Annotated in this window: 14 protein-coding genes; 6 read left to right on the forward strand and 8 right to left on the reverse strand. The window is 69.5% G+C overall.

All coding sequences use genetic code 11. The features are described 5' to 3' along the window. Positions 1–4 precede the first annotated feature (4 nt). The 4 genes from OG417_RS47300 to OG417_RS47315 form a co-directional block, all read right to left on the reverse strand. The gene (locus OG417_RS47300; protein ID WP_329244173.1) at positions 5–1,360 is read right to left on the reverse strand and encodes an SLC13 family permease; all 1,356 of its coding nucleotides are present in this window, start codon (positions 1,358–1,360) and stop codon (positions 5–7) included. After that, a complete protein-coding gene (locus OG417_RS47305; protein WP_329244176.1) occupies positions 1,357–1,917 on the reverse strand; it encodes a hypothetical protein in 561 nt (186 codons plus the stop codon). The genes OG417_RS47300 and OG417_RS47305 overlap by 4 nt, the downstream gene beginning before the upstream one ends. 65 nt (positions 1,918–1,982) lie before the next feature. Beyond that, positions 1,983–2,138 (reverse strand): hypothetical protein, encoded by a 156-nt coding sequence (locus tag OG417_RS47310; RefSeq protein WP_329244178.1) that lies wholly within the window; start codon positions 2,136–2,138, stop codon positions 1,983–1,985. 417 nt (positions 2,139–2,555) lie between these two features. After that, positions 2,556–2,834: a hypothetical protein gene (locus OG417_RS47315; RefSeq protein WP_329244181.1), complete on the reverse strand. Its 279-nt coding sequence runs from the start codon at positions 2,832–2,834 to the stop codon at positions 2,556–2,558. 220 nt (positions 2,835–3,054) lie between these two features. Here OG417_RS47315 and OG417_RS47320 point away from each other — a divergent pair, with 220 nt between their 5' ends. Beyond that, positions 3,055–4,308 carry a helix-turn-helix domain-containing protein gene (locus OG417_RS47320; protein WP_329244184.1) on the forward strand — a complete coding sequence of 418 codons (1,254 nt, stop codon included), beginning with the start codon at positions 3,055–3,057 and terminating at the stop codon, positions 4,306–4,308. Positions 4,309–4,419: 111 nt separating this feature from the next. On the opposite strand, the gene OG417_RS47325 is transcribed toward OG417_RS47320, so the two are convergent. Further along, on the reverse strand, positions 4,420–6,663 hold the full coding sequence (locus OG417_RS47325; protein ID WP_329244187.1) for a fused MFS/spermidine synthase: 2,244 nt from the start codon (positions 6,661–6,663) through the stop codon (positions 4,420–4,422). 554 nt (positions 6,664–7,217) lie between these two features. On the opposite strand from OG417_RS47325, the gene OG417_RS47330 reads away from it, so the two are divergent. Both OG417_RS47330 and OG417_RS47335 read left to right on the forward strand, forming a co-directional pair. Continuing rightward, positions 7,218–7,520, forward strand: a complete 303-nt coding sequence (locus tag OG417_RS47330) for a hypothetical protein (protein ID WP_329244190.1) — start codon at positions 7,218–7,220, stop codon at positions 7,518–7,520. 375 nt (positions 7,521–7,895) lie between these two features. Then, a complete protein-coding gene (locus OG417_RS47335) occupies positions 7,896–8,477 on the forward strand; it encodes a hypothetical protein (RefSeq protein WP_329244193.1) in 582 nt (193 codons plus the stop codon). A gap of 473 nt (positions 8,478–8,950) precedes the next feature. Here OG417_RS47335 and OG417_RS47340 read toward each other — a convergent pair whose 3' ends face one another. After that, the gene (locus OG417_RS47340) at positions 8,951–10,186 is read right to left on the reverse strand and encodes a cytochrome P450 (protein ID WP_329244195.1); all 1,236 of its coding nucleotides are present in this window, start codon (positions 10,184–10,186) and stop codon (positions 8,951–8,953) included. 236 nt (positions 10,187–10,422) lie between these two features. Beyond that, a complete protein-coding gene (locus OG417_RS47345) occupies positions 10,423–11,475 on the reverse strand; it encodes a sulfite oxidase (RefSeq protein WP_329244198.1) in 1,053 nt (350 codons plus the stop codon). A gap of 129 nt (positions 11,476–11,604) precedes the next feature. On the opposite strand from OG417_RS47345, the gene OG417_RS47350 reads away from it, so the two are divergent. The 3 genes from OG417_RS47350 to OG417_RS47360 all read left to right on the forward strand — a co-directional run bounded on the left by OG417_RS47350 (position 11,605) and on the right by OG417_RS47360 (position 14,364). Beyond that, the gene (locus OG417_RS47350; RefSeq protein WP_329244201.1) at positions 11,605–12,078 is read left to right on the forward strand and encodes an RrF2 family transcriptional regulator; all 474 of its coding nucleotides are present in this window, start codon (positions 11,605–11,607) and stop codon (positions 12,076–12,078) included. A 42-nt stretch (positions 12,079–12,120) separates the two neighbouring features. Further along, complete coding sequence (locus OG417_RS47355) at positions 12,121–13,578, forward strand: MFS transporter (RefSeq protein WP_329244204.1); 1,458 nt, start codon at positions 12,121–12,123, stop codon at positions 13,576–13,578. A gap of 72 nt (positions 13,579–13,650) precedes the next feature. Continuing rightward, the gene (locus OG417_RS47360; protein WP_442875623.1) at positions 13,651–14,364 is read left to right on the forward strand and encodes an MgtC/SapB family protein; all 714 of its coding nucleotides are present in this window, start codon (positions 13,651–13,653) and stop codon (positions 14,362–14,364) included. A 19-nt stretch (positions 14,365–14,383) separates the two neighbouring features. Here the strand turns inward: OG417_RS47360 and OG417_RS47365 are convergent, their stop codons facing one another. Beyond that, a complete protein-coding gene (locus OG417_RS47365; RefSeq protein WP_329263058.1) occupies positions 14,384–15,259 on the reverse strand; it encodes an alpha/beta fold hydrolase in 876 nt (291 codons plus the stop codon). Positions 15,260–15,281 lie beyond the last annotated feature (22 nt).

Below are 15,281 nucleotides of genomic sequence, written 5' to 3' on the forward strand. Positions count from 1 at the left end.
CCCCTCAAATGCGATACATAATGAGCACATATATGACGGCGACTATGAATTGAATCGATGCGTTGAGCAGGCCCCATGGCAGGTAGGCGCGTGCCGTGAACGCGACCGGCCGTCCGCTGTCGTCCCGCAGCCCGGCGCTCTGGACCTTGCGAGCGATCAGCGGCCCGGCGGTCGCGGACCACAGGAGGGCGCTGGAACCGGCGCAGATCGCGCCGGCGAAGGCCACGGCCAGCAGGTTGCCCTTGCCCGCGAGCACCGCGCCCGGCGCTACCAGGGCCTGGCAGAGCGGCAGCAGCGTGGCCGCCGTCGGCCCGGCCGACAGGAAGGCGGTCATGACCGCCACGACCGCCATGAGCGCCACGATCATCAGCGTCGGCGTGTGGAGATGGTCCTGGAGCAGGCGCGCCAGGAACTGGAGGAGCCCCGTCGTCGACAGATAGGTCGCGCCGGCCAGGAACGCACCGATCTTCAACGCGGGATACAGATCCGCGGCGTCCACGCGTGCGGCCGACCGCACCCGGGGAGCGACGACCGAGCCGAGGGCCGCGCCCGCCCACGCGACGACCCACGGCGGTACGGAGTGCAGGAAGACCCAGCCGCCGAACATGCCGGCGAGAACGGCGAGGAGCGCGAGCAGCGAGCGCTTGTCGACCTGCGCGTGCCGGTACCGCGCCTGCAGCAGGACGACCCCCGCGTCCTGAAGATCGGTGTCCGCGCCGGCCGCTCCCGCCCTCGGCCGCAGCAGGGCCAGGTAGAGGACCAGGAGCGTGCCGGCCGTCAGGATCGCGAACAGCGGGAACGCGAGCGCCAGGTACGCGTTGAAGCTGGTGATGCCCGACGCGAGGATCGTCAGTGCCGGGAAGTCGCCGACCGGCGTGCTCGCACCCGCCAGATTCACGACCGTCATCACGCAGGCGAAGTATCCGACGAGGTAGCGACGGTCCACGCTCAGGGTGCGCAGGAGCACCAGGAGGATGGGCAGAACCAGCCCGACGTGGGTGAGGTTGTTGCCCATCGCACACGTCGCGATCAGCACGATCACGCTGGTGACGAGCGTCATGCCACGGCTCGCCCGCCCCCATCGGGCGAGGCGTACGGCGAGCGCGCTGGCCACACCGGTGCCGATCACCATCGCCGTGTAGAACTCGAGTGCGATGAAGATCGCCAGAATCTCGAACGGGAAGCGCCGCGCCGCGTCGGCCACATGACCGATGTGAGCCGCCGAGAGCCCCGCGATGACCACCGTGACCACGGCGAGCGGAAGGAAGGGGTTCTCCACAAGAGCCGAGAACCGTCCGCCCTGCGGCGAGGCGCTCTGCGGGTGCGGTTGCCGTTCCGATGGCAGAAGGGTCACCGTCATGACGCTCGCCTTCCACTCTCCAGATCCGTCGGAGCAGAGGAGTACACGTGGGTGAAGTACTTGTGCGTCCAGATGGCCGGCCAGCCGGCGGGTACGGCGGCCGGGTCGCCGTCGGTGGGATCGATGAGCACCACCTCACCGCGTACACGACTGTCGAAGTAGCTGAGGAGCGGGCGCACGGCAGGCGCCACGTAGCTGAGGCCTGACACGTGGAGTCCAAGCGTGAGGAGAGCCGGGCAGGACCCGCGAGGCGTCGGGAGCTCGGGCGCCATCACCACGTTGGCGTCGAGCCCGCGAGGGATGTTGCCGCGGACGCCGGACGCGACCTCGTTCGTACATCCGGCGTCGAGCCAGATCGTCACGGGCGGCGGTGCCGGCGCCGTGTCGGCGAGGGCCTCGAGCAGTACCTGTTCGGGACCGGCCACCAGGAGGTGACCGATCCGGCAGTCCGCCATGAGCTTGGCGAGCACGCTCGTGATCCGGGTACGGAAGTCGCGGCCGGCGGTGGGATGCGCGGGAAGGCCGATCTGGGGCCTTCCCTGCAACTCGTAGGCCACGGTGAACGGTCCCAGGTGTTGAACGTGATCGACCAGGCTCTGGGGAACAGACGTGGCCGGGAACATCAGAACGTCGCCGCGTTGTCAGGTGGGCGCTCCTGCTTCGGGCCCTCGTGCCCGTTGGCCTGCCAGCGCTCGAGCTGAAGCCGGACGAGCAGGTCGACGATCACGCGCATCTCGTCCGGGGCCCGGTCCAGCACGAGGCGCGCCGTGTGCGCCACGTCCTCATCGCCGAGGACGGCGACCAGTGAGTCGAAAGACGGGCCCGGATATCCCCATGGCGCGCCGGGATGGGGATGAGGGTGGGGATGCGAATCGTACTGCGGCGGGTGTACGTGGCGCGGAAACTCGTGAGGCGGCGGGTAGCCGGGCCCTTGCTGCGACGGACGAGGCATCATTTCTCCTCACATGGCGGTTTTACATACTGGTTCGCTGATATCACTGAATGTTATTCATGCGTCAAGGTGGCTGTCAACCTGATGCGCGCTTTTGTCAATTGATTGACAAGGCTTTTGTTCGCCACGATATCGCCAACTCACGGTGAAGTTTTGTTGGGAATTATCTAGCGGCGAAATGGCCGTACGGGACGTTGGCCGTGGTGGGGCGGAGCGGCGGCACCGCGGTGTGCGCCCGGGTCGTCAGAACGTCGGCTCGTCCTCGGCGCCGGGGACGCGTCGCCCCTGGTCGGCGACTGTTCTCTGGTCGAGCTGGAGCCGGATGAGCAGGTCCACGATCACGCGCATCTCGTCGGGCGCCCGATCCAGCACGAGCCGTGCGGTGTGGGCGGCGTTCTCGTCACCGAGCACGGTGACCAGCGATTCGTGCGACAGCCCTGGATAGCCCCACGGCATGGCCGCGCCGGGGTGTGGATGAGGATGAGGATCGTGCTGCTGCGGGTGGACGTGACGCGGACGCATATGAGGCGGAGTAAAGCCGAACCATCGCTGCAACGGACGAGACATCATCACTCCTCAGATTGTCGATCCTCCTCGGTTGCCGGTGTCACTGACGGTATGGCCGCTCACCGCTCCTGCCAAACCACCGAAGACATCCATTAGCAGATTGACAATCTCTTCTCTTGCCATGTTGCGCTCAGTCAGAATCGGGTTACTGTTGAGAAAACACGGGGGTGAGGAAATGAAGTCCGAGATGTCCGAGTGGGTCACTGTCGTCGGAGCCGCGTTGCGCGAACGGAGGGTGAGCAACAACGCGGCGGCTCAGATGGTGGGTGTCAGCCCGGCGACGTTCGCCGCGTGGATGAGCGGGGCCACGCGGCCGAACGTCGAGGCCCTGCCGGCGATCGCCAAGGTCTCGGGCCTTGCGCTGTGGCGCCTGCACGAACTCGCCGGTTACCTCCCGGAGAACTACTCCCCGGCCGTCATGGCCACGCAGGCGATCGAGTCGCAGCAGCGCCTGTACGCGGACGTGCGGCGGTGGTCCGAGCAGGCGCTCACCGCCTCCGGTCTCGGCGCCGCCGCCCGCGCGGCCGGCCTGATCCTGCAGCGGGACCCCGGCTGGCAGGTGACCATCCGGCCCGAGCTCCGCGGCATCGAGCACGCTCTCGCGCCGCACACGGTGATCGGGCTCGAGCGGTCCCGGCCCAGCGGCGAGTCCCTGCTCGCACTCCGGCAGAAGATCGAGAACGACCTCGGCGCGGCCTTGGCCGCCCTGGGTGTCATCTGGCGTCATCACGACGTCCCCGGCTGGCGGGAACGCCCGGCCCTGCTGCTGGAGGTGCCCGAGGACGAGCAGACACGCGGGCGGGGGCTCGCCCCGATGACCGACTTCCCGAACACCATCGTCACGCTCGGGATCCCCTGGACCCACGCGGAGCTCGTCGGCTCGCTCATCGCGGACGCGATCGACTACGGCTACCGCAACATGAAGACCGACGCGTGCGCCGAGGCGGGCCTGCTCATGGGGGCCGACCAGGAGACGGTCGGCCGCGCCGCCGCACAGATCTTCACGGCCTCGCTGCTCCACCCTCGCAGCCGGCTGCTCGACCGGATGGTCTGGTCGTGCGCCTTCCCGGACGCGCTCACCGACGTGCCGCAGCTCCTCCCCCGCGCCGACCACGAGACGTTCGTCATCTACGTCCGCGTCGGGCCGCAGCTCGTCCAGCGCTCGGCCGAGGTCTCGGGCTATGACCCCGACAAATGCCTGCTGACCGCGAAGAAGCTGGAGAGTGCCTGCGAGGAACTACCGACCCAGCGCGGCATGATCGTCGACATCTCCGACGCCAGGGTCTTCAGCGACAACGACTTCGAGCTCTTCCAGCACCGGATGACCGATGCGGCCGTCGACGCCGCCCTGACGTGCCTGCGTCACCTCCTCCAGGTCCGGAACCTGCCGGAGCCCAGGAAGTGGCACGGCTACCTCGGCCGGATCTGAGCGCGGCGAGCGCTCGGCGGGCTCCGCTGTCCAGTGAACGCCGCGGGCTCCGCGCCCTGCCGGACGGGAGCCCGCGTCGTCACGACCGATGCCCTGGACGGACCGCCTCGCTCAGCCGAGGTCCAGGACGCCGAAGAGTGAGGAATGGGCGTCGGTCCAGACCGGACCGCCCGCCGGCGGCGCGTGCCATCGCCAGGACTTGGCGCGCAGTGGCCGTAGGTCGGCGTCCTTGCGCGCGATGGCGACCCAGCGCGAGTGGTAGTAGATCTTCTGCGGATCCTCGGCGCCGGTGCCGGTCATCGACACCAGGCCGGCCGCACGAGCGGTGGCCGCCAGCATGGGCGCGAGGTCAAGGCTCCGGTTGGTGACGTTGAACGCCAGCACGCCGCCCGGCGCCAGCTTGCGCATGTACAGCTGAAGCGCCTCGTACGTCAGCAGGTGCGGCGGCACCGAGTCGGACGTGAACGCGTCCAGGACGATCATCCCGTACGACCCGTCGGGCACCTTCTCGAGCTCGAGCCGTCCGTCGCCGATGATGGCGTTCACATCGGCCTGGCTGTCGCTCAGGTAGCTGAACCAGTTGGAGGCGATCTTGAGGACCACGGGATCGATCTCGTAGAAGTCCATCGTCTGGCCCTTGTGCCCGTACGCCGCCATGACACCGGTGCCCAGGCCGACGATGGCCACGCGACTGCTGTGTTCGCCGTACGCGGCGAAGAGATCGCCGAACGGTCCGGAGCGCCCGAAGTAGGCGACCGGAGTGGTCCGCAGGGACCCGCCCGTGAACTGGAAGCCGTGCACCGTCGAACCGTGGCCGAACATCCGCCGGCCGCTGCCGTCCATGTAGACGTGGTAGTTACCGAAGAAGGTCCGCTCCCGGATCGAGTCCGTCGGCATCCGGAACCACAGGAGCAGCGCGGTCGACAGCGCGACGCCGATCGCCATCATGCGGGGCCGCCGTATCGCGAGGACGCACCACGGGATGCCGACCAGCAGAGCCACGGGGATGAACGAGGACGCGTCCAGCCGGAGAACGATCGTGGCGGCCAGCAGGACGAGAGGTCCGGCGAGCACGAACGCCTTGACCGACGCGGCCAGTCCGGGCAGGGCCCAGCGCGTGGGCGCGTCCGACTTCCGCAGCAGGATCGGCAGGAGCGCGAGGCTGGTCACCACGAGCGGGAACTCCGCCGTCCAGTTGAAGAGCACCGGGGCGACCAGCGTGTTGAACGCCCCACCGAATGCGCCACCGAGCGAAACGATCAGGAAGAACTCGGTCAGCCGGCGCGGGTCCGGCCGGTCCTTGGCGAGAAGGCCGTGACAGGCCAGTCCGGCGACGAGGACGAGCGTCAGGGCGAGCAATATCCCGATGAAGTCGGGACCGATGATGTAGAGGGTCCACGGAATCACCGCGGCGGAGAGCGCGGCGACGGTGACCATGTACTTCAGCCAGCGGTGCTTCTTCGACCCGAAGGCGACGATGAACGTCGCCAGGTAGAGCGCCAGCGGCACCACCCACATCAACGGCACCGGAGCGATGTCGGTCGAGATATGGGTGGTGGCGCCGAGCATGAGGGACGACGGAATGAAGGCCAGGCCCAGCCAGCGCATTCGGCGCCGCCAGGTGATCTTCTCGGCCACCGCCTCGGCCGCCGTCTCACTCTCGGCCGGCGTTTCCGCGGGCGCCCTGGACGTACGGAATCGGATGACCAGCACGCACGCGACCACCAGGACGACGAATACGCGATAGCCCAACGCCCACCAGCGCGCCTGAGCCTCCAGATCCGCCGCGGGTTCGATGACGAATGGATAGGCGAGTAGCGCGAGCATGCTGCCGACATTGCTGGCGGCGTAGAGGAAGTAAGGGTCTTTGGACCGCGGCAGGCCGGCCCAGGAATACCAGCGCTGGATCAGCGGGCCGATCGTGGACAGCACGGTGAACGGCGCGCCGACGACCGCCGTCAGTACGAGCAGCAGCCACAGGGCGACCGGCGCCGATCCACCCTCCACCGACCAGCCGGGCAACGACATCGGCAGCACCAGCAGAGGCGCCACCACCAGCAGGATGTGAACCAGGGGCTGCCAGCGAGCGCCGAGCAGCCGCTGCGAGAGATGCGCGTAGGTGTAACCGAGGAGGAGCGCGACCTGGAAGAACAGCATGGAGGTGTTCCAGACCATCGGCGATCCGCCGTAAATCGGCAGCAGCATTTTCGCTACCATCGGCTCCACCGTGAACAGCAGACTCGCAGCCACCAGTGTCGTTAAGGTGAAGACCACGATCGCGACGCCGACGGGCCCCCGTCTGGGTGGCGCCCCCTTCGTGACATCGAGGTCTGGCTTGATTTCGGCTACGCTCATAGCTGTTCTCCCAAGGCGGCCTAAAGAATTCGATGCGCCGGGCCGCGACACTGGCGGGTGCGTGCGTTTTTTCGCGTTCAATTCTGCACAGTAGGCGCTGCAGCTTCCGCTATTCCCCTGCCTCGCTCGGCGGAAACTCATCTGGACAAACGTGACATCGGCCCGCTCCGAGGCGGATGACCTTTATCGCAAGACGTACTGCGACATAACGCCGAAGTCACACATTCGACTACTCTCCCGCACCCGGAGCCGCGCCGCCGAGCGGCACGGCGAAGCGCACTTTCGTCCCGATATCTAATGACACATACGCTCTTTGCGCTCATCTTACTTGGCGATTGTCTTCACCGACGAGCGCGCGGGAATATTAGAAAGCGCGGCGCGCAGATATACGGCATTAATTATCGACCATGTCTTCTTTGTGGCCGCCTTACTCGTTCCATATTTTGCCGCGATGGGGCCGGGGAACATTTCATGACGGGCGCTCTCAATAACTTACGGGAGTGCCTGTTCGTGAGAGCCATCGCTCCAATTCCGAACAGCGAAGGAGACTTACCGTGCTCAAGCAGATCATCGCGGCCGCCGGTGTCCTGGCTTCGGCAGCCGCCGGGACCGCCCTGCTCAGTGGAACCGCGTCCGCCCAGACTCCGGCGTGGGGCGGCTGTTGCGCCAGCTCCCACCGGGCTTTCGGCGGGGCGAACCGCACCAGGAACTGGAGCGGTAACGAGAACGAGAACCTGAACCACATCCGGCTGCGGCTGCACAACCGGAACAACAACATCGCCGTCGCCCGTCCGGGCGGCCGTGGCGGTCGCGACACCGGGCTCGGCGTCGGTACGACCACCGGCGGCGGCCTCTGATCGGACCGGCCTTGAGAGCGGCCGAAGAGGCCGTCCCGGCACAGTGCGACGGAACACGCCCCAGGGAACGCCTCCCTGAGCGGTCGAGTCGCCTGGCAGAAAGGTGTGGCAGAGCCATCGCTCTGCCACACCTTTTTCGTCTGCCGCCCGGCGAGCACGGCGTCGCGACGACGCGAGAGAACCGCCGGGCAACGCCCGCTCCGGCGCTCCGCCCCGTCCGGGACCTCCCGGCAGAGTGACGCGAGCCGCCACTGCCGAACCGCCACCCCATCCCCCGGCACCGCCCCGCCGACCGGCCCGCGCCACCACCAAGCCGCCAGCCACCGGCCCGCCGAACGCCCCCGAACCCCCCACCGTCGACCCCCGGCACACGCGATGCGAAATCGTTACACCACACCCCCAAATCCGCCGATTTCACCACTCTTTGTCGGCGTCTTACCCCGTCATATCCACGTCTCGAAACTGGCCGGGAATGTACGCCATGGCGCCCAAATCGGGCATCACTGGCCTTCGCGCCATTTCTCGCAAGAAGGAGACGACGTGCAGAAGAGGACATACGCCCTTGCTGGTCTGGCCGTTGCCGCAGCGGGCGGCGTGTTGATCACTGGCTCTCCCGCGTACGCCGGGGCGCTCGTTCAGGGTCATCGGCACCACCACCACTATTCGAGCCACCGCAACCACAACCGGAACCTCAACTTCAATCGCAACCACAACCGGGTCCTCGTGCGGGTGAACGTCCGCAACCGCAACGTCAACACGGCCTGGGCCGGCGGCGGGTTCAACCGAGGGTTCCGCGATTTCGACCGCGACAGCGACTTCGGTCTGTTCCGTCACCGCTGCCGCTTCGGCTGCGGACGATTCGGCTTCGACGACGACTTCGGCCGCGACCGCGACCGCGACGATGACGACCGCGGCGACAACATCATCGTCGGCAACGACTTCGGCGCGCGGCGCTAGGGCGTGTCTCAAAGTCCCCGTCCGTAGCGAGCGCAGGCGTCGCGTCGCAAGGCGGAGGAGGGAGTCAGCCCGGGTTTGGCTGGCGCCTCTTCCCGGGGTCCCCGCGGAAGCGTGCCGGGCGGCGGAGCCGTTCGGCACGGTTTCGTGGGGTGGGGACGACAACGCGGCGAGGCGGCGTCTGGACGCCGCGCAGTAGGACAGCGGGGCTTTGAGCTACGCCCTAAGACCAGGGCCCGTCTCGACGTTCCCATCCGGGGGCGGTGAGACGGGCCCCTGAGCGGCGGACGCGGCATCCTGAGCGATCGCGTCGGCGACCCTGGTCAGGAACGGTCGCAAAGACCGCCGGGTCGCGGAGCCGCCCAGAGTGGACCGGGTGCGGGGATCACCCCCTCACCCGGTCTCGCTCGTCCGGCCGCCGGACCCGTCCCAGCCCCCGTCCGGCGAGGCGGGCGTCTGAGGCGCCCGGCGGACGGCTACGTACGGTACGGGAGGCGTTTGATGCCGTTGTCGAAGTTGGACAGCAGCAGCTCCGGCTCCCCCGCCGCGCGGATGCCGGGGATCCGGGTGAACAGCTCACGGAACATCGCGGCGAGCTCACGCCGGGCCAGGTGCGAGCCGAGGCACACGTGCGGGCCGGGCCCCCCGAACCCGACGTGGGGGTTCGGCTGACGGGTGATGTCGAACCGGTCCGGCTCGGCGAAGACGTCTTCGTCGCGGTTCGCGGACAGGTAGAACAGCACCACCTTGTCGCCCTTGCGATAGGTGTGGCCGTTCATCTCGTAGTCGCGGGTCAGCGTCCGCCGGAACTGGATGATCGGCGAGGCGTAGCGCACGATCTCCTCGATCGCGCCGCCGACGCGGCGGTCGAAGTCGGCCAGCAGGATCGCCCGCTGGTCGGGATGGTCGGTGAACAGCTTCAGCCCGTGCGCGATGGCGTTGCGGGTCGTCTCGTTGCCCGCCACCAGCAGCAGGTCGAAGAAGGCGCCCAGCTCGCGCACGGAGAGCCGCTCGCCGTCGACGTCGGCGGTGACGAGCGCCGAGATGAGGTCGTCGCCCGGCGCCTGGCGGCGTTCGCGACCGAGCTGGGCGACCAGGCGGTGCAGGTCGACGATCGCCTTGACGTTGGCGCCGAAGAGCCGGAGCGTACGGACCCGCGCGACGTCACCGCGGACGCCGGAGTACTCGGTCATGGCGTCGACGCAGGCGGCGACCAGCGCGTGGGAGTGTTCGGGGACGCCCATCATGGCGCAGATGACCTTGATGGGCAGGCGGGCGGCCACGTCGGCGACGAAGTCGCCGGACCCGCCGCGCAGGACGTCGTCGACGATCTCGGTGGCGGTCTTGGCGATGTGCTCGTCGATCTGCTCGAGCCGGCGCGGGGTGAACGCGCGGGACACGATGCGCCGCAGCCGCGCGTGCCGCGGGTCGTCCATGTTCACCATCGGACGCCCGAACAGCAGGGACACCCACGGCGGCGGCTCGGGCGAGGTCGCGGCGGGCTCGCTGCTGAACACCTTGGCGTTGCGGCTCGCGTGCACGACGTCCTCGTGACGCACGAGCGCGTAGAAGCCGCGGCCCGCCCGTACGAAGGGGATCCGCTGTTCGGCGAAGAAGGCGGGCCGGTCCCGCGCGCGCAGCCGGGCGAACACGCGCAGCCGCTCCTCCGGGGGCCGGGCCCAGAACTCCAGTGTGGCGAGATCGTCGCTCATCGGACCTCATCGCGTAGGGGTGTCAACTGGTTGGACGCCGGTGGCCGTGGGGGCGGTCACGCGCGGCACCGGCCGGATCGCGCCACTCTCGGCGCCGATGCCCACACGCGACCTCACGGGTCGGCCGGGAGAGTGTCCCGGCATCCTCTTCGGTGACTCATCAGCATCGCGTAATCACCGAGCGTTGCCAAGCACTGGTCACGGGCCGGTCTCCCGCGCGGCTCTCCGGCGACCGGTCAGGCGACCACGACGCGTACGCGGGGCCAGGCGTTGTTGACGTAGCCGCCCGGGTTCCACAGAGAGGCGGCGGACTCGGGCTGGCAGGCGCCGTCGGTGTCCCAGGCCCTCGCGACGAGGGTCGACTCGCCCACCGGCAAGTCGAGGACCGCGCGCCACAGGCGCCACGCCCACCGCCCGTACGCCGGGTCGAGGTCGGCCTGGCGCCAGGAGAGACCGCCGTCCGAGGACACCTCCACCCGGTCGACACCGCGGTCCTCGCCGCCGAAGGCGTACCCGTGCACCATGACCGGCCCGGCCGGCAGCACCGCGTTCTCGCCGGGCGCCAGGATGTCGGAGCCCGGCGCGACCGGTCCGAGCGCGCCACTCTCGGGCAGCCGGTACGCGACGGACTGGAAGTAGTTGTCCGAGGGCCGGTCGCGTACGGTCACCCCGGTCACCCACTTCACGCTGCGGGCGCCGACGTACCCGGGCACGACCACGCGGACCGGGCCGCCGTGCACGGCCGGCAGCGGACGGCCGTTCATGGTCCACGCCAGCAGCACCTCGCCGGCCGTGGCCTTGGCCAGCGGGATCGACCCGCCGTACGCCTGCGGCGGCCGTGCCTCCGGGGAGACGTCCGGCGCGGTGAACTCCACGTGCGCGGCGTCCGGCCGCGTCACCGCGTGGGCCAGGACGTCCGCCAGGCTGACGCCGGTCCAGCGCGCGGTCGAGATCGCCCCGGAGCGCCAGGGCGTCTTGCCGGGGATGGGGCGCACCGTCTGGAGGCCGACGCGCCGGTTGCCCGCGCACTGGAGGGTCGCGACGACGTCGCGGCGGGGGAACCGGACGTGCAGATCGTCCAGCGACAGCGTCATCGGGTGCTCGACCAGGCCTCCGACCGACAGGCGCCACGCGTCCGGGTCCAGGGTCGGGATGGGGCCGTGGCCGCGGACGAAGAAGGTGTCGACGGGGGTCAGCGTCCGGCCGGCGAGCGCTTCGGGCGGCGGTTCCGCGTTGTACGGCTCCGTGTCGTGCGTGATCATGTCGTCGCGCTTGCCCCACGGCGCCATAGGACACCCCTCCCTCAGCGGAGATACCCGAGCCGGCGGGCCGGAGAACGCGGGCTCTCGACGTGATCGTCGCAGGTCAGAGGGCATATTGGGGTCGCGCGAAGCTATCTGGACGTGTAATGTCCAGGTATGCGCATGGGCGAGGGAGTGGAGTGGTCACTGCACTGCCTCCTCACGCTCGGCTGGCTCGAGAGTGACGAGCCGGTGCCCACGGCGAAGCTCGCGGCGGTCTTCGAGCTTCCGCCGGCCTATCTGAACAAGCGTCTTCAAGCGCTGGTCCGTGCGGGCGTGCTCAGCTCGACCCCCGGAGCCCATGGCGGGTTCCGGCTCGCCCGATCCCCCGAAAAGATCACCGTCATGGAGGTCGTGGCGGCGATCGAGGGCGCCGAGTACGCCTTCCGCTGCACCGAGATCCGGCAGCGAGGCGCGGGGAAGGGCCGGCCGCAAGATTTCCAACGACAGTGTGTGATCACCACCGCGATGCGGAAGGCGGAACTCGCGTGGCGGCGCGAACTCGCCTCCCACACGCTCGCCGACCTGCTGGCGGCGGCGCCGGGCGTGGCGGCCGAGCGGACCCGCGACTGGTTCGCCTGCGTCGACTGACGCCGTCGCACGGGGGTCGCACGGGTACGAGGAGAACTTCCGATGTCCTGTATCTCGTCTTCGCCGAGCCGGTCTCCCGGCCGCGGCCTGGCGGCACCGGGCGAGCTGAGCCCGACGCTGGTCCTGGTCCTCGGCACGTACGCCGTCGGCGCCGACGCCTTCGTCATCGCCGGGTTCCTGCCGTCGATCGCGGACACGCTGCACGTGTCCACCGCCGAGGGCGGCCGGGCGATCACCGTCTTCGTGCTCACCTACGCGGTCCTCGCGCCGGTGCTCTTCGCCACGACCGCACGCGTCCCGCGCCGGGTGCTCCTGGCCGGCGCGCTGGTCGTCATCGGCCTGGCCAACCTCGCCTCGGCGCTGGCGCCGACCCTGCCGGTCCTCATCGCCGGCCGGATGCTCGCCGCCGCCGGTGCCGCCACGTACACGCCGATCGCCGCCCAGGTGTGCACCACCCTCGTACGGCCCCGGGCTCGCCTGACCGCGCTGATCGTGATCATCAGCGGTATGGCGGTCGCCATCACGCTGGGACTGGCCCTCGGCGAGGTCGCCGGCCGCTGGCTCGGCTGGCGTGCCGTGCTCGGTACGGTGTCCCTGGTCTGCCTGCTCGCCGGGGCCGGCGTGGCGCTCACGTTGCCGTCGCTGCCCGGCCGGGCCCGCGCCCGCATGCGGCCGCTGCTCCGGCCCGGCCTGCCCGCCGTGGTGCCGATCGCCGTGCTCTGCGTCGCCGTCGCCTATGGCGTCTACGCCTACTTCGTCCCGCAGCTGAAGGCGATCGGCCTGCCGGACGCCGCCGCCGTGGTGGTGCTCTTCGCGTACGGGCTGGGCGCGATGTTCGCCAACTTGGTGACCGGGCTGCGCCGCGCCGGCGAGGAGCGCCGCCGCATCGCCCGTGAGCTGCACGACTCGCTGACGCACAACATCACGCTCATCAAGGTGCAGGCCGGTATCGCGGTGCACCTGGCCCGCCAGGGCGACGAACCCGTGCCGGAGAGCCTCCTGGCCATCGAGGAGGCGAGCGCGGAGGCCATGCGCGAGCTCCGCGTGGCCCTGCACCTGCTCCGCGACCCCGACAGCGAGCCCGCCGGCAACGGCCTCGACCAGCTGTCCGGCCTGATCGACCGGGCCTGCTCGGCCGGGGTGCCCACGGCGGTGACCGTCAGCGGTGAGCGCCGTCTGCTGCCCGGCGAGGTGGACCGTACGGCGTATCGCATCGTCCAGGAGGCCCTGACCAACGTCTCCCGGCACTCCGGCGGCGCGTCCGCGCTGGTGCGGATCGCCTACCGCCCGGACCACCTGACGGTGCAGGTGGACGACGACGGCCTGGCCAGGCCGGGCACGCCGCCCGAGCCGGGCATCGGCCTGACCGGCATGCGTGAACGGGTCGCCGCCCTCGGCGGCCGGCTGCACACCGGCCCCCGCCGTGACGGCGGCTTCACCGTCCAGGCCGAACTGCCCCTGGACGCCTCCGCCACGCCCGCGCGTACGCGGGTCCGCTGAGCCCTCTCCGCCGTTCGCCCATCAGCGAACGGAGTGCGCGAATGTCCGGGACAACGTCGTAGCCTTGATCGGGTGATTGCGGCATTCGGCGAGCCCACCGGTCAGGGCATGGTGCAGATCGGTGAGCTCCTGATCGCCCTGGTCCTGTCCGCCGCGATCGGCGTCGAACGCGAGATCCGGCAGAAGAGCGCCGGGCTGCGCACGCACACGCTCGTCGGCTTCGCCTCCGCGCTGATCATGCTGGTGTCCAAGTACGGCTTCACCGACGTGCTGGACGGTCACATCGTCCTGGATCCCTCCCGGGTCGCGGCACAGATCGTCTCCGGCATCGGCTTCATCGGCGGCGGGCTGATCTTCGTCCGCCGCGATGTGGTGCGCGGCCTGACCACCGCGGCGGCCGTGTGGCTGACCGCCGCCGTGGGCATGGCCGCCGGGGCCGGGCTCTGGCTGCTCGCGCTGCTCGTCACGGCCGGGTACTTCGTGGTCATGGTGGTGCTGACGCCGCTGGCGGCGCGCCTGCCCCGGTCCAAGTACGCGCCGGCGCTGCTACACCTCACCTACCTCGACCGCCACGGCATCCTGCGCCAGGTGATCGAGTACTGCACGGAGCACGGCTTCATCATCGGCCGGCTGTCCGTCGACCAGAGCGACCCCGCGTCCGGCACGGTCTCGGTGACGCTGGCCGTCCAGGGCGGCGGCTCGGTCAGCGGGCTGGCCACGAGGCTGTCGGAGATCGACGGCGTCCTCACCGTCTCCAGCGACGACACGAACGCCCCGCAACTCTAGGGACGGCCTCAGGCGCCGCTCACCTGGAGAGCCAGTCGACGATCTTCTGGGAGATCTCCTCAGGCCGCTCCAGGTGCAGGAAGTGCCCGGCGCCCTCGATCAGCTCGATGCGCGATCCCGCGGGAAGGTGCTGCTCGGCACCCGCGGAGACGTCGGCGCCGATGCACTCGTCGCCGGTGCCGTGCAGGTACAGGACGGGACACTTCCCGACGCCCTGTTCGGCCGCCTGCTGTTCGGCCGCGTACGCCGCGACGTGGACCGAGGGGTCGAACAGGGCACGGTAGTAGTTGATCGCGGCGGTGAGGTTGGCCGGCTCGCGGAGGCAGTCCTTGGTGCGGGCGATCTCCTCGGGCGCCTCCAGGCCGGGCGACCAGTCCCGCCACAGCCCGTCGATGAACGCCAGGTCGTTCATTGACACGGCGGGCTCGGCCAGTGGCGTCTGGAACAGGAACATGTAGAACGAGCGCTTGAGCTGGGTGTAGTCCAGGCCGAAGAAGCCGCCGTCGAACGCCGTTTGCAGAGGCGGTACGGCCATGGTGACGGCCCGGCGCCAGCGGTCGGGTGCGTGCGCCACGGCGCCGTAGACGGTGGGAGCGCCCCAGTCATGCCCGATGATGACGGCCTCGTTGGTGCCCCCCAGCACTTCGTGCAGCGCGTTGGCGTCGGCGACCAGCGCACCGATCTGGTAGGCGCCGTCGGAGGGAATCTCGGTGGGGGCGTAGCCCCGCATGAAGGGTGCGACTGCGTGAAAACCCGCGGCGGCCATTTCCGACAGCAGATTGCGCCATGAATGCGGAGAGTCGGGAAATCCGTGAAGAATGAGCGCGAGAGGCCCGTCCGAAGGCCCTTCTTCCAGGTAGCCGAACTTCAGGCCGTTCGCCGTAATGGTTGTCATTTGAGTCACGGACCGAAGATAC

Source organism: Actinoallomurus sp. NBC_01490 (assembly GCF_036227085.1).
GTDB lineage: Bacteria > Actinomycetota > Actinomycetes > Streptosporangiales > Streptosporangiaceae > Actinoallomurus > Actinoallomurus oryzae.

What these genes read in the sequence shown, in the direction of transcription:
- OG417_RS47300 (WP_329244173.1), bottom strand. Translation starts at nt 1,360, where the DNA reads ATGACGGTGACCCTTCTGCCATCGGAACGGCAACCGCACCCGCAGAGC.
- OG417_RS47320 (WP_329244184.1), top strand. Translation starts at nt 3,055, where the DNA reads ATGAAGTCCGAGATGTCCGAGTGGGTCACTGTCGTCGGAGCCGCGTTG.
- OG417_RS47315 (WP_329244181.1), bottom strand. Translation starts at nt 2,834, where the DNA reads ATGCGTCCGCGTCACGTCCACCCGCAGCAGCACGATCCTCATCCTCAT.
- OG417_RS47340 (WP_329244195.1), bottom strand. Translation starts at nt 10,186, where the DNA reads ATGAGCGACGATCTCGCCACACTGGAGTTCTGGGCCCGGCCCCCGGAG.
- OG417_RS47355 (WP_329244204.1), top strand. Translation starts at nt 12,121, where the DNA reads ATGTCCTGTATCTCGTCTTCGCCGAGCCGGTCTCCCGGCCGCGGCCTG.
- OG417_RS47325 (WP_329244187.1), bottom strand. Translation starts at nt 6,663, where the DNA reads ATGAGCGTAGCCGAAATCAAGCCAGACCTCGATGTCACGAAGGGGGCG.
- OG417_RS47345 (WP_329244198.1), bottom strand. Translation starts at nt 11,475, where the DNA reads ATGGCGCCGTGGGGCAAGCGCGACGACATGATCACGCACGACACGGAG.
- OG417_RS47365 (WP_329263058.1), bottom strand. Translation starts at nt 15,259, where the DNA reads ATGACAACCATTACGGCGAACGGCCTGAAGTTCGGCTACCTGGAAGAA.
- OG417_RS47350 (WP_329244201.1), top strand. Translation starts at nt 11,605, where the DNA reads ATGCGCATGGGCGAGGGAGTGGAGTGGTCACTGCACTGCCTCCTCACG.
- OG417_RS47335 (WP_329244193.1), top strand. Translation starts at nt 7,896, where the DNA reads ATGCGAAATCGTTACACCACACCCCCAAATCCGCCGATTTCACCACTC.